The following is a 13849-nucleotide window of genomic DNA, read 5'->3' as shown; positions in this document are numbered from 1 at the left end:
TCCCGCCTGACGCCCGCGCCGCCGCCTGACGCCCGCGCCGGAACCGGGCTCCAGAGACGGACTCTGTAGCCCGGTGTCCCGGACCGCCGCAGGCCTCAGAGCCGGTCGTTGTAAACCTCGACGCTCGCGCCCGTCCGCAGGGTCTCGACCAGGGAATCGTACGTCGCCTGGCCATAGGCCTGATCGAGGATGCGGTCCGCGGGCGCGCCCGCCTTCTTCGCGGCAGGCTCTCCGTCGAGGACCGACTGCAGCGCGATCACCGCGGCATCCCCGTTGGCGACCGGGGTGGTGCCAAAGACCCGTTGCTCCGCGACCGGCTTCGGCAGTTGGAAGACACGGGCGGTGATCGCCGGGTCGATGCCGCTCGCGCGACGTTTGCCCTCGACCACCTCCACCCACTCCAGGCCCTCGCGCCGCGCCAGCTCGGTGCGATCGAGGCCCCCTTGCAGTTCCTGCGCGACCGCTCGTGCCGCGGCCTCGGCCCGTTCCGTCGCCGCCCGAGCGGTCAGCCGCTCGACGATCTGCGCGCGGACCTCGTCCAGGGAGCGCTGAACCGCAGGCCGGACGTCCCGGGCACGCAGCACGATGACACGCCCCCCGGACAACTCCACCGGCTCCGAGTTGTGCCCCTGCTGGAACACCTCTTCAGCGAAGGCAGCGGAGGCGAAGCGGGGCTCCACCGCGATGCCCTCCCCGCCCTTGCGGGAGAAGAAACCGGTGCTGAGAACCTCGAGCCCCAGCGCCTTGGCCGCGGGCTCCAGAGAGTCCGGGTGCTCGAAGGCAAGGTTGGCGAGCCGCTCCCCCTGCTCGAAGTAGGGCGCCTCCGAACGCTCGAGTTGGACCTCGCGCAGGAGCGTGGCCCGCACGTCCTCGAAGGAGCGATCGCCGAAGCTCGCGCGCTGGGAGTCGTAGCGTTGCCGGAGCTCCTCCTCGGAGACTCCCACGCCGGCGGCCAGCGCTTCGCGCGACACCTCCACGTACTCGGCGTCGACCTGCTCGGGCGAGAGGAAATCGGACTGGTGCTCGCGATAGAACTCCTGCACCTGCTCGTCGCTCACCTGCACCTGGCCCCGGTAGCGCGCGGCCGGGATGACCAGGTACGCGAAGCTCCGCCGCTGCCCCTGGAGGCGCTCGAGCCGCTCGCGCTCGGCCCCTGTCAGGAAGGCGGCCTCGACGACCCCTTGTTGCAGTTGCCGGATGACCAGCGATCGACGGAAGCTCTGCTCGAACCCTCCGGGGGCGTAGCCCTGGCGGTGGAGCCAGGCTTCGTACCGGTCGCGGGAGAATTGCCCGTTGGACTGAAAGGCCTGCTGCGCGTGGATGAGCGTGGCGAGATGCTCGTCACCCACCGTCATTCCCTTGCGGGTCGCCCGGTCGACCAGCACCGACTCCTCGACCATCCCGTTCAGGGTCTCGCGCTTCAGGCGGTCTTCGGCGGCCTCGTCCAACTCGAGACCGCTCCCCATGACCGTCTGAAGGCGATAACGCTGCTGCTGCAGAGCCTGCTGGAACTCCCTCACCCCGATCGGGGTGCCGTCCACCTCGGCCACGACCATCGAGCCGCCGCCGTGGAAGTACTGGTTGATGCCCCAGAAGGCGAAGGGGACGATGATCATCACCAGCAGGATCGTCATGAGCCAGGAGTGGGCCCAGCTCCGGATGTCCTCTAGCAGCATGGCAAGACCCCTGTGGAACGGCGGCCTGGCGGTCCCGCTGCCGGAGCGGCCCACGGCCCCCCTGCGGCTGGACCCCCAAACCAAAAGGGGTGTGCCGTTCTGGCACACCCCCGGTCAGGTATTGGCGGAGTGGACGGGATTCGAACCCGCGACCCCCGGCGTGACAAGCCGGTATTCTAACCAGCTGAACTACCACTCCGAGACAGGCTGGTGGGTGCTGAGGGGCTCGAACCCCCGACCCTCGCCTTGTAAGGGCGATGCTCTCCCAGCTGAGCTAAGCACCCCAAGGCATAGCGTCAATTTACCGCATCCTTGAGGGCCTTGCCAGCCTTGAACACTGGCGTCGAGGAGGCGTCGATCTGGATCGTCTCCCCCGTCCGCGGATTGCGGCCCGAGCGGGCAGGCCGCTCCCGCACCGAAAACGTCCCGAAACCCACCAGCGTCACGCTCTCCCCGGACTTGAGGGCGCTGGTGATGGCGGCGACCATAGAGTCGACCGCCCGGGCGGCGGAGGCCTTCGAGATGTCCGCGTCGGCCGCGACCGCGTCAATCAGTTCTGCCTTGTTCATTCGGATCCCCCATCGTTCGTTATGGCAGCTGCTGGCTCTTCGACCGTCCCCGGGACTCTAGACCGTCACCCTGGACGAACGGGGCTTATACCAACAGCCTTCCGAGAGTGTCAAGAAATGCGCCCTCCCCGCCCCGCGTGACCACGCCGGCGAAGGGGCGTCGCCACCACCGCCGGCTCAATGCGTCGTCGCCACCCCGCCCCGCTTCCTGCCGGCCGCCTTGCCCTCGCGCTTCGCGACGGGCGCCTCGGGAGGAGGCTCCAGCTTCTCCGCCTCCATGGGCTGAGGCAGATGGAGCAAGGCCATCCCCAGCACCTCGTCGATCCACTTGACCGGCCTGATCTCCAGGTGCTGCTTGATGGTGGCGGGGATCTCCGTGAGGTCCCGACGGTTTTCCTCCGGTATCAGGACCGTCCGCAACCCCCCCCGCAGGGCGGCCAGGAGTTTCTCCTTCAACCCGCCAATGGGCAGAACCTCTCCCCGCAGCGTGATCTCGCCCGTCATCGCCACGTCCGATCGCACGGGGATCCCCGTCAGCACAGAGACCAGGGCCGTGCACATGCCGATACCCGCGCTCGGGCCGTCCTTCGGGGTCGCGCCCTCCGGCACGTGGATGTGGATGTCGTGCTTCTGGTAGAAGTCGGGATCCACACCGAGGCTCTTGCAGCGACTTCGCACCACCGTCATCGCGGCCTGGATCGACTCCTGCATCACGTCGCCCAGCTGCCCGGTGTGGATGAGCTTGCCCTTTCCGGGCATCACCGCGGCCTCGATGGTCAAGAGGTCCCCGCCGACCTCGGTCCAGGCGAGCCCGGTCACCTCACCGATCCGGTCCTGCGCCTCTACCTTGCCGTAGCGGTAGCGCTTGACCCCGAGATAGGTCTCGAGATTGCGCGCGCTCACCGTGACCTTTCGGCGCCCGGGAGTCCGCACCAGCTCCTTCACCACCTTGCGCGCGATCTTGGCGATCTCGCGCTCGAGGTTGCGCACGCCAGCCTCTCGCGTATAGAAGCGGACGATGTCGCGGATCGCGCTGTCAGTAATCCTGAGCTCGGCCTCCGTGAGGCCGTTGTTCTTGATCTGCTTCGGGATAAGGTAGCGGGTGGCGATGTTGAGCTTCTCGTGCTCCGTGTAGCCCGAGAGCCGGATGACCTCCATCCGGTCGAGCAGCGGCGGCGGGATGTTCAGCGTGTTCGCCGTGGTGACGAACATCACCTCGGACAGGTCGTAGTCGACCTCCAGGTAATGGTCGTTGAACGAGTTGTTCTGCTCCGGGTCCAGGACCTCCAGCAGGGCCGACGCCGGGTCTCCCCGGAAATCCATCGACATCTTGTCGACTTCATCGAGCAGATAGAGAGGGTTGCGCACACCGGACTTCGCAAGGTTCTGGAGGATCTTCCCCGGCAGCGCCCCGATGTACGTGCGCCGGTGGCCGCGGATCTCCGCCTCGTCCCGCACGCCCCCGAGCGACATGCGCACGAACTTGCGATTCGTGGCCCGCGCGATCGAGCGTCCGATGGACGTCTTGCCCACCCCCGGTGGGCCCACCAGGCAGAGGATCGGGCCCTTCAGCTTCTTGACGCGCTGCTGCACCGCAAGGTACTCGAGGATGCGCTCCTTCACCTTCTCCAGGCCGTAGTGGTCCTCGTTCAGAACCGCCTCGGCGGCGCCCAGGTCGAAGCGGATCTTGCTCCTCTTCTTCCAGGGCACGTTGACGAGCCAGTCGATGTAGTTCCGGACGACGGTCGCCTCGGCCGACATCGGTGACATCATCTTCAGTTTGTTCAGTTCGCCCACGGCCTTGTCCCTGGCCTCCCGCGTCATGCCCGCCTGCTCGATCTTCTTGCCGAGTTCCTCAATCTCGTTCGGAGCCTCGTCCAGGTCCCCCAGTTCCTTCTGGATGGCCTTCATCTGCTCGTTCAGATAGTACTCGCGCTGGCTCTTCTCCATCTGCTTCTTCACGCGGCCGCGGATGCGCTTCTCCACCTGAAGCAGATCGATCTCGGTCTCCAGCAGCCCGATCAGCGCCTCCATCCGCTCGCGCGTATCCTCGATCTCGAGGATCTTCTGCTTCTGATCGAGCTTCACCGCAAGGTGCGCGGCCACGGTGTCCGCCAACCGCCCCGGAGACTCGATGGACGACAGGGACGCCAGGATCTCGGGCGGAACCTTGCGGTTCAACTTCACGTACTGCTCGAACTGCGTCAGCACCGAGCGGCTGAGGGCTTCACCCTCACGCTCGTCGGTCTCCTGAGCCTCGAGGACCCGAACCTGCGCGAAAAAGTACTCGTCCTCCCCGAGGAAATGGACGATCCGCGCCCGCTTGACCCCTTCCACGAGCACCTTGACGGTGCCGTCCGGAAGCTTCAGCAGCTGGAGGATCGTAGAGAGCGTTCCGATGCGGTAGATGTCGTCGGTGGTCGGGTTGTCCTGTGCCGCACTCTTCTGCGCAACCAGCAGGATCTGCTTGTTCTCCTCCATCGCCCGCTCGAGTGCGCGGATGGACTTGTCGCGCCCCACGAACAGGGGGATGACCATGTGCGGGTAGACGACGACGTCCCGCAGGGGCAGTACCGGACTCCCCAGTGTCGGTTCCACCACCTCGGACGGCTTGTTGGATTCGACCACGGAAGCCTGCCTCTCAGTCGCCCGCAGCCCGCTGCTGCTTGTCACCCCGATACATGATGAGTGGCTTGGTCTCGCCGCCGATCACCGCCTCGTCCACCACGACCTTCGCGACGTTCTCCAGCGACGGCAGGTCGTACATGATGTCCAGCAGAACGTGCTCCAGAATCGAGCGTAGTCCCCGCGCCCCGGTCTTTCGCTCCATCGCGCGCTGGGATACCGCCCTCAGGGCCTCCTCCCGGAACTCCAGGTCGACTCCCTCCATCTGGAAGAGCTTCTGGTACTGCTTCACCACCGCGTTCTTGGGCTCGGTCAGGATCTTGATCAGCTGATCCGTGTCGAGCTCGTGCAGCGTCGCGAAGACGGGCAGGCGCCCCACGAACTCGGGAATGAGTCCAAACTTGATCAGGTCCTCGGGCTCCACGTCCTGGAGCAGCTGGCTCACTGACTTCTGCTCGGCCTTGCCCTTCACTTCCGCCGCGAAGCCGATGCCGCCCTTTTTCGACGATCTCGCCTTCACGATCTTGTCGAGACCGTCGAAGGCGCCACCGCAGATGAACAGGATGTTCGAGGTGTTGACCTGCAGGAACTCCTGCTGGGGATGCTTGCGCCCACCCTGCGGCGGAACCGAGGCGATCGTCCCCTCGATCAGCTTCAGCAGGGCCTGCTGCACGCCCTCTCCGGACACGTCCCTCGTGATCGAGGGGTTCTCGGACTTGCGCGAGATCTTGTCGATCTCGTCGATGTAGACGATGCCCGTCTGGGCCTTCTCCACATCGTAATCGCACTTCTGGAGCAGCTTCTGGATGATGTTCTCGACGTCCTCGCCGACGTAGCCCGCCTCCGTGAGGGTCGTCGCGTCGGCGATCGTGAACGGCACGTTCAGGAGACGAGCGAGCGTCTCCGCAAGCAGCGTCTTGCCGCAGCCCGTGGGCCCGATCAGAAGGATGTTGCTCTTCGACAGCTCCACGTCGTCGTTCTTGCCGCCGTGGTCCCGCCGCTTGTAGTGATTGTATACGGCGACGGACAACACCTTCTTCGCGTGATTCTGGCCGACCACGTAGTCGTCCAGGATCTCGTTGATCTCCCGCGGGGTCGGCAGCTTGCTGCCCTTGGAGGTCCCGGACTTGTCCTGGACCTCTTCCCGGATGATGTCGTTGCAGAGCTCGACACACTCGTCGCAGATGAACACCGAGGGGCCCGCGATGAGCTTGCGGACCTCGTGCTGGCTCTTGCCGCAGAACGAGCAGTAGAGCAGCCGGTCGCTGTCTCCGTTCCTGCCCTGCTTGTCGCTGCTCATACGCTACCTCGCTTCCAGACGTCGGCGACGGAACCCGCGCACCCTGGCTCGCCTACTTCGCCGGGGACTCGCGCCGGCTCAGGACCCCGTCGATGAGGCCGTACTCCACGGCCTCGGTCCCACCCATGAAGAAGTCGCGGTCGGTGTCCTGCCGAATCCGCTCCAGGGGCTGGCCCGTGTGGCGGGACAGTATCTCGTTCAGGCGCTCCCGGGTCTTGAGGATCTCCCGCGCGTGAATGTCGACGTCCGTTGCTTGGCCCTGAAAACCACCGAGCGGTTGGTGAATCATGATCCTCGAGTGCGGCAGCGCGTAGCGCTTGCCCTTGGCGCCACCCGCCAGGAGCAGCGCGCCCATGCTGGCCGCCTGCCCGACGCACATCGTGCTCACGTCCGGCTTGATGAACTGCATCGTGTCGTAGATCGCGAGACCCGCGCTCACCAGCCCACCGGGGGAGTTGATGTAGAGGTGGATGTCCTTGTCCGGATTGTCCGACTCGAGGAACAGGAGTTGGGCGATGATCACGTTCGCCACGTGGTCTTCCACGGGCCCAACCAGGAAAACGACGCGCTCCTTGAGGAGGCGGGAGTAGATGTCGTAGGCACGCTCGCCCCGCGCCGACTGCTCGACGACGATGGGGACGAGGTTCAGCGCCCGCTCTTCCGGACCGCTGGCGCGGTCAGCAAAGTGTGGCATTTCGCGTTCAGCCTCCGCCGGGAGTCTGCCCAGGCTTCATCACGGCGTCAAACGTCGTGGGCGAATCCGTGACCTGTGCCCGCTCGAGGATCCAGTCGACCACCTGGTCCTCCAACACGACGTTCTCCGCGTCGGCCAGACGGCGCTTGTCGGAATAATACCACCGCACCACTTCCTCTGGCTCCTGATAGGTCGAGGCGATGGACGCCACCCGGGCGCGAACCCGCTCGGGGTCGACCTTGAGCTCGTTCGCACGCACGACCTCCGACAGGATCATGCCGAGAGCGACCCGCCGCCGCGCCTGGTCCTCGAACAGCGTCAGCGGCAGCTCCAGGGCCGGCGCCCCGCCGCGGCCCTGGACCAGGCCTTCCTGGGCCTGGCGCCGAAGGGCCTGGGCCTCGGAGTCCACCAGGACCTTGGGGACATCCAGCGGAATGGCGGCCAGCAGGCCGTCCATCACCGCCGTCTTGACCCGGCCCTGAAGGTTCTCGCGCAACTCGCGCTCCATGTTCTCCCGCACCTCGCGGCGCAGGGCAGCCTCACCCCCATCGGCGACCCCGAAGCTGGCGAAGAAGCCCTCGTCCATCTCCGGCAGCTGCGGCTCCTCGACCCTGTGGGCGGTGATCTTGAAGAACACCGTCTTGCCCGCGGCCGAGGCGTTGCGATGGTCGGCCGGGAAGTCCACGGTGACCTCACGCTCCTCGCCCGCCCGGATTCCGGCGAGGCGCTCCTCGATCTCCCCGACCAGCCGGTGGGTGCCCAGCTCCACGGGCACCTCTTTGCCCGCATTGCCCTCCAGAGGCGCCCCGTCCACCGAGCCCTCGTAGTCGAGCACCACGCGGTCGCCCGTCTGGGCCCCACGGTCGACCACCCGCCAGGTCTGCCGCTGCCGGCGCAGGGTCAGGATCATCTGGTCCACGTCCTGTTCCTTTACCTCGGCAACGGGACGACTGACCTTGAGCTCCTTCAGGTCCGGCAAGCTCAGCTTCGGGTACACCTCGAACACGGCGGTGTAGGAGAGCCCCTGCCCAGGGGCCGCCGCCAGCTCGTGGATGGTCGGCCCGCCCGCGGGCGCCAGGGAGTTCTGGGCGACGGCGTCGGCGAAGCTCGAGCGCAGGATCTCCCCCACGACCTCGTCCCGGACCTGCCGCCCGTAGCTGCGCTCCACGACCGGCGGTGGCGCCTTGCCTGGACGGAAGCCGTGGATCCGGGCCGTCTTGCCCAGTCTTCGCAACCGGCTCTGCACCTCCGAGGCAATCCGCTCCTCCGGCACCTCGACCGTCATCCGCCGCTCTAGGCTTCCCGTCGCTTCCACTGTGACCTGCATGTCGCTACCTCAGAGACACTTCCACGTGACTGGACGCGAGGCGCCCCCGCGCCCCGCGAGATTCGCCCCGTTCCCGGGGCCCTTCAACCCTGGGGAGGGATGGTAACTGGCGTGCCGCCGGCCCGCGCGCGGCAGCGCACGGGCCGCCCGCCCTGGACGCACCAGGGGCAGGAGCTTGGTGCGAAAGGAGAGACTCGAACTCTCACGGGTTGCCCCACTGGAACCTAAATCCAGCGCGTCTACCGATTCCGCCACTTTCGCAGGGGATCGCGGTCGTGGGCGGCCCTGCCCCGGATTATACGTCAGTCGCCCTGACTGGGGCGCCGGATGATGTAGCCCCCGGACTTCTCGTCGAGCTCGAGGCCGAGCAGGCCCCGCGCCTGCGCCTCCTCCAGCAGCTTGCCGAAGGTCCGGAAGCCGTGATAGGCCTCGTTGAAGCCCGGCCGCCGGCGCTTGAGGGTCTGCTTGATCATGGACCCCCAGACCTTCTCCTCGTCCCCCCGCTCTTCGAAGAGCGACTCGACGATCTCCATGACCAGGTCGAGCGCCTGCTGCTGCTTGTCCTCCTCGCTGGGGACCGGGGCCGGCTCGGTGGGCGCGGCCTTCGCCACGGGTTTCTTACGCGTCCTGCGCTGCTTCTCGCTCTCGCGCACCAGGTCGTCGTAATAGATGAACTCGTCGCAGTTGGCGATGAGCAGGTCGGAGGTGGACTTCTTCACCCCCACGCCGATGACCGCCTTGTTGTTCTCCCGCAGCTTGCTGACCAGGGGCGAGAAATCCGAATCCCCGCTGATGATGACGAACGTGTCGACGTGGGATTTCGTGTAGCAGAGGTCGAGCGCGTCCACCACGAGCCGGATGTCGGCGGAGTTCTTGCCCGACATGCGCACGTGCGGGATCTCGATAAGCTCGAAGGACGCCTCGTGCATCGAGGCCTTGAACTCCTTGTACCGCTCCCAGTCGCAGTAGGCCTTCTTCACGACGATGCTGCCCTTCAGGAGCAGGCGTTCGAGCACCTTCTGCATGTCGAACTTCGCGTACTTGGCGTCGCGCACGCCGAGTGCCACGTTCTCGAAATCGCAGAAGACGGCCAGGTTCTGGGTTCGTTCTCTATCGCTCACGGATGGGTTCTCGTTGGGAGCCAGGGCTGCGGCCGAAAGGGGCCGTCGGTGGGATCGGGTCCACCGGGGCGGGTTATCATAAGTGGAGCATAGAGGGCCGGGCCGCCGGACCGCAACGCCGGGCGTGGGGGGAACGGGTGGACACGAGCAAGCTGGACCGGGTGGTCGCCGAGGCCCGCAAGGCCCAGACCGCACGCGAGCGGGACTACCGGGAGCAGGCCCTGAAGCTCTACCCCTGGGTGTGCGCCCGCTGCGGGCGGACCTTCGACCGCCCCAACCTGAGCGAGCTCACCGTCCACCACAAGAACCACGACCACGACCACAACCCTGCGGACGGCAGCAACTGGGAGTTGCTCTGCCTGTACTGCCACGACAACGAGCACCAGCGCCAGCTCGAGGCCCAGGGGCTCTCCGCGCCGGGCGCCGGGGCCGGGCCGGGCAAGGCCGCCACCCATCAGCCGTTCGCCGCGCTGAAGGACCTGCTCCGAAGCCGCTGACGCGAGGGTCACCCCGCTCAATCGCCCCCCCGGGGGCAGTTCGAGATGCATTCCCACTCGACCGTCTTCCGGCCCCCGCAGGCGCGGAAGCAGCCGTCGTACTCGAGCTGGCAGCCACAGTCCTGGGCGCAGGCGCGCCAGAGGTAGCGCCGGACCTCCTCCGCGCGGTCGGGCGCCCGCGGGGGCGGACCGGCGTAGCAACCGTACCACGGGTCGTACCAGGGGCCGCCCCAGGGCAGGTACCAGCTCGAGCCCACCGACCAGAGGTCGTGACCGTGGTGGTGCCCACCGTAATAGCCCCACCCCAGGCCAATGGTCGGGCCACAACCCCACGCCGCCGACCGGTAACGCGACAGGTCGGCCTCGTAACGGTCCACCAGGCGGTCGGCGTGCGCCTGCGCCGCAGGCTCCGCGTCGACCAGACAGGCCTGATGGGCGACCCGGCAGCGGTCCTGACAGGCCTGGAGGACCTGGGGGCAGCGCTCCGCACAGGCCCGGCCCTGGGGGTCCGCGGGCGGGTCATAGTGGAACACGGTCTGGTAACGCGGCCCCGCACAGCCCGCCAGGACGAGCTGAGTAGCCAACAGACTCCAGTACATCCAGGGGCGGTTCACCCTTCACTCCCTCCGGACACCGACGCGTTGCGGGGGCAGACCGAACGCGTGCCCCTTCAGCCTCGACTATAGACAAGAAAACCGGCCGAACGCTCCCGTGCGGGCGAGGCGCCAGGCACGCGGGCGGCCCAGCCCGTCCTCGCGCCCCGGGCGTTGCGAGGCGAGGCCAGCCATCCCCTTGCCGTGCCCCTCGGGCCGGTCCATGCTCCACCATCGAGGTCTGAGGGACCGTCGCGCCGCATCCCCTGCCCGACGGCATTGCCAGGCGCGATGCTCGCTCTTCCGTTACACCCTTTGGGAGGAACACCGCACATGTGGGTCTTTCTGAACAACGCCATGCTGTCCATCGTCGCCCAGCGGTCCCAGCCCGGGACCCTGCTCGTCCGCGCCTGCACCGCGGGAGACATCGAGCGTGTGTTCCCCGACGTGAAGGTCTCGGAGACACCCACGGCGGACTATCGCTACCGCGCGGAGATCTCCGCCGAAGAGGTCGCTAGGGCCCTCGCCGCCCAGGTCCGCGCCATCGACTACCCCAACTTCAAGGCCACCGTGCGCGACGCCGGGCGCCTGAGCGCCTATCACGACGTGTGGGACGTGATGGCCCGCTACCAGGAAGTGAAACACCCGCGGGACCGCTGAGAACGCCTCGCGCGCCGGGCCCCGGAGGAGTCGTTCGCCCATGCAGATCACCTTCCACGGCGGCGCGGGAGAGGTCACCGGCTCCTGTCACCTGATCGAGGCCAACGGGAGGCGGCTGCTGCTCGACTGCGGCCTCGTCCAGGGCTCTCGAAAGGAGGAGGAGCGCAACCGGGCCCCGTTCCCGTTCGAGCCGGGCAGCATCGACGCCCTCGTCCTGAGCCACGCCCACATCGACCACTCGGGGCGTCTCCCCTTGCTGGTCAAGGCTGGCTTCAGCGGCCCCATCTACACCCACCGGGCCTCCCGCGACCTCTGCCGCATCATGCTCCAGGACGCGGCCTACCTGAACGAGCGCGAGGCCGAGTGGGAGAACCGCAAACGCGAGCGCAAGCACCTGCCCGCGGTCACCCCACTCTACGACCATCAGGACGCCCAGCGGGCGGTGCGGCGGATCCGGGGGCTCGGCTACGACGAGCCCCGGGAGGTCCTGCCCGGAGTCCGCGTGTGCCTGCGCGACGCGGGGCATATCCTGGGCTCGGCCATCGTCGAGCTGACGCTGGTCGAGGGCGGCACCGAGCGCAAGGTCGTCTTCAGCGGCGACCTCGGGCAACAGGGGATGCCGATCCTTCGGGACCCCACGCCCATCCGGGAGGCGGACCTGGTGCTCCTCGAGAGCACCTACGGCGACCGGGCACACCAGTCCCGGGAGGCCACGCTCGCCGAGCTGGGCACGGTGCTGAAGGGGGCGCGCGAGGACCGGGGCAACGTCCTCATCCCGGCCTTCGCGGTCGGCCGCACCCAGGACCTGCTCTATCTCCTCGCCCGGCACTACGAGGAGTGGGACGTCGGGGACTGGCAGGTCTTCCTCGACAGCCCGCTCGCGATCGAGGCCACGGCGATCTACGCACGGCACAGCGACCTCTACGACGGGGAGGCGAGCGCCATCTGGCACCGGCGCGAGACCGCCTTGCCGAACCTGCATCTCATGCACACGGCCCCGCAGTCCATGGCGCTGAACCGCGTCCGGACCGGCGCCATCATCATCGCCGGCAGCGGCATGTGCAACGGCGGGCGCATCCGCCACCACCTCAAGCACAACGTCTGGCGCGAAGGCTGCCACGTGGTCATCGTGGGCTTCCAGGCCGAGGGGACCACGGGGCGGGCCCTCGTGGACGGCGCGAAGCACATCAACCTCTGGGGCGAGCGGGTCCGCGTCGCCGCCCGCGTGCACACCATCGGGGGGCTGTCGGCCCACGCCGGTCAGGACGGCCTGCTCGCGTGGTACGCGGGATTCGAGCGCCATCCGCCGGTCGCCCTGGTGCACGGAGAGCCCGCCGCCCAGGCAGCCCTCGCCGCCCGCCTGGCCGCCGACCACGGCGTCCGAGCCCTGACCCCCGCGCGCGGTCAAGGAATTGACCTGACGGGACTACGACGGTAGCCGTCAGTACGCACCCCCCCGGGGGCCGAAGCCACCTCCCCGGACCGGGGCACGACCCATCCGGTCCCACCGCGTTGCGGGGTGCAGCCGGTCTGCCCAGGGGCTAGACTCTAGGCCGCGCCGACGGCCTGTCGTGGCGTCGACGGCGACGCGTTCCAGGGCAGTTGCCTGCCGCCACTCCACTCTGACAGGGGGCTTTCCATGACCGACATCGTTGGACTGCTCGGCGCCGAAGCCGAGTCGCTCCTCTCCCACACCTGCCGGACGATATCGCGCGAGTCCCTGCACCTGCCCGGACCGGACTACGTCGACCGCGTGGTCGCACCGAAGAACCGCAGCCCCCGGGTCATGCGGAGCCTGCAGGGGCTCTTCTCCCAGGGCCGCCTCGCAGGCACGGGCTACCTCTCCATCCTGCCGGTCGACCAGGGCATCGAGCACTCCGCGGGCGCCTCCTTCGCGCCGGCCCCGATCTACTTCGACCCGGAGAACATCGTACGGCTCGCGATCGAGGGCGGATGCAACGCGGTGGCCTCGACCGTGGGGGTGCTGAACGCGGTCGCGCGCAAGTACGCGCACAAGATCCCGTTCATCCTCAAGATCAACCACAACGAACTGCTCACCTACCCCGCGGTCCACGACCAGACCCTGTTCGCCTCGGTCGAGCAGGCCTTCGACATGGGCGCCGTGGCCGTCGGGGCCACCGTCTACTACGGGTCTCCCGAATGCCGCCGCCAGATCCAGGAGATCTCGGAGGCCTTCCAGCAGGCCCACGAGCTCGGGATGGTCACGGTGCTCTGGGCCTACCTGCGCAACCCCGCCTTCCAGCAGGGGGGCACCGACTACCACGTGTCGGCCGACCTGACAGGCCAGGCCAACCACCTGGCCGCCACCATCGAGGCCGACATCGTCAAGCAGAAGCAGGCCGAGAACAACGGCGGCTACACCGCCCTGAAGTTCGGCAAGACCCACGCCAAGGTCTACTCCGAGCTCACCACGGATCACCCGATCGACCTGGTGCGCTACCAGGTGGCGAGCACCTTCATGGGCCGCGCCGGCCTGATCAACTCGGGCGGCGGCTCAGGCCAGAACGACCTCGGCCAGGCCGTGCGCACGGCCGTCATCAACAAGCGCGCCGGCGGAATGGGACTGATCTCGGGCCGCAAGGCCTTCCAGAAGCCCATGGCCCAGGGCGTCGAGCTGCTGCACGCGATCCAGGACGTGTACCTTTCGGCGGACGTGACCGTCGCCTGAGCGCCAAGGCCGGGGCCCGGGCCGGGGCCAAGCCCCGGCCCGGCGACCGAAGCAGTAACCGCGGTCCCCGCCCCGAGGCGTGCGCCGCCCGAGCGGCG

At 67.8% G+C, this 13849-nt stretch carries 12 protein-coding genes and 3 tRNA genes; 4 read left to right on the top strand and 11 right to left on the bottom strand.

What is annotated here, in order from left to right:
- Positions 1-95: 95 nt before the first annotated feature.
- The 10 genes from KA217_02740 to KA217_02695 form a co-directional block, all read right to left on the bottom strand.
- On the bottom strand, positions 96-1676 hold the full coding sequence (locus KA217_02740) for a SurA N-terminal domain-containing protein (GenBank protein ID MBP7711368.1): 1581 nt from the start codon (positions 1674-1676) through the stop codon (positions 96-98).
- A gap of 122 nt (positions 1677-1798) precedes the next feature.
- Positions 1799-1875: transfer RNA gene (locus tag KA217_02735), tRNA-Asp, on the bottom strand.
- A 9-nt stretch (positions 1876-1884) separates the two neighbouring features.
- Positions 1885-1960 (bottom strand) — tRNA-Val (locus KA217_02730).
- 12 nt (positions 1961-1972) lie between these two features.
- Complete coding sequence (locus KA217_02725) at positions 1973-2245, bottom strand: HU family DNA-binding protein (protein MBP7711367.1); 273 nt, start codon at positions 2243-2245, stop codon at positions 1973-1975.
- Between the two features lie 177 nt (positions 2246-2422).
- Complete coding sequence (gene lon / locus KA217_02720) at positions 2423-4873, bottom strand: endopeptidase La (GenBank protein ID MBP7711366.1); 2451 nt, start codon at positions 4871-4873, stop codon at positions 2423-2425.
- Between the two features lie 13 nt (positions 4874-4886).
- Positions 4887-6170, bottom strand: a complete 1284-nt coding sequence (gene clpX / locus KA217_02715; protein ID MBP7711365.1) for an ATP-dependent Clp protease ATP-binding subunit ClpX — start codon at positions 6168-6170, stop codon at positions 4887-4889.
- A gap of 52 nt (positions 6171-6222) precedes the next feature.
- The gene (clpP, locus tag KA217_02710; protein ID MBP7711364.1) at positions 6223-6864 is read right to left on the bottom strand and encodes an ATP-dependent Clp endopeptidase proteolytic subunit ClpP; all 642 of its coding nucleotides are present in this window, start codon (positions 6862-6864) and stop codon (positions 6223-6225) included.
- Positions 6865-6871: 7 nt separating this feature from the next.
- Positions 6872-8191: a trigger factor gene (locus KA217_02705; protein ID MBP7711363.1), complete on the bottom strand. Its 1320-nt coding sequence runs from the start codon at positions 8189-8191 to the stop codon at positions 6872-6874.
- Positions 8192-8367: 176 nt separating this feature from the next.
- A tRNA-Leu gene (locus KA217_02700) sits at positions 8368-8452 on the bottom strand.
- Positions 8453-8493: 41 nt separating this feature from the next.
- The gene (locus tag KA217_02695) at positions 8494-9312 is read right to left on the bottom strand and encodes an NYN domain-containing protein (protein ID MBP7711362.1); all 819 of its coding nucleotides are present in this window, start codon (positions 9310-9312) and stop codon (positions 8494-8496) included.
- Between the two features lie 137 nt (positions 9313-9449).
- Between KA217_02695 and KA217_02690 the strand changes: the two genes are divergently transcribed.
- A complete protein-coding gene (locus KA217_02690) occupies positions 9450-9809 on the top strand; it encodes a YajD family HNH nuclease (GenBank protein MBP7711361.1) in 360 nt (119 codons plus the stop codon).
- 17 nt (positions 9810-9826) lie between these two features.
- On the opposite strand, the gene KA217_02685 is transcribed toward KA217_02690, so the two are convergent.
- A complete protein-coding gene (locus KA217_02685) occupies positions 9827-10423 on the bottom strand; it encodes a hypothetical protein (GenBank protein MBP7711360.1) in 597 nt (198 codons plus the stop codon).
- A 312-nt stretch (positions 10424-10735) separates the two neighbouring features.
- Between KA217_02685 and KA217_02680 the strand changes: the two genes are divergently transcribed.
- The 3 genes from KA217_02680 to KA217_02670 all read left to right on the top strand — a co-directional run bounded on the left by KA217_02680 (position 10736) and on the right by KA217_02670 (position 13751).
- The gene (locus KA217_02680) at positions 10736-11062 is read left to right on the top strand and encodes a hypothetical protein (protein MBP7711359.1); all 327 of its coding nucleotides are present in this window, start codon (positions 10736-10738) and stop codon (positions 11060-11062) included.
- A gap of 40 nt (positions 11063-11102) precedes the next feature.
- Complete coding sequence (locus KA217_02675; GenBank protein ID MBP7711358.1) at positions 11103-12500, top strand: MBL fold metallo-hydrolase; 1398 nt, start codon at positions 11103-11105, stop codon at positions 12498-12500.
- Positions 12501-12701: 201 nt separating this feature from the next.
- A complete protein-coding gene (locus KA217_02670; protein MBP7711357.1) occupies positions 12702-13751 on the top strand; it encodes a class I fructose-bisphosphate aldolase in 1050 nt (349 codons plus the stop codon).
- Positions 13752-13849: the final 98 nt, after the last annotated feature.

It is taken from the genome of Gammaproteobacteria bacterium (assembly GCA_017999615.1).
In the GTDB taxonomy this organism is placed as follows: Bacteria; Pseudomonadota; Gammaproteobacteria; order JAABTG01; family JAABTG01; genus JAGNLM01.
The sequence above is the reverse complement of the archived record's forward strand: the minus strand, read 5'-3'. Positions and strand labels throughout refer to the sequence as shown.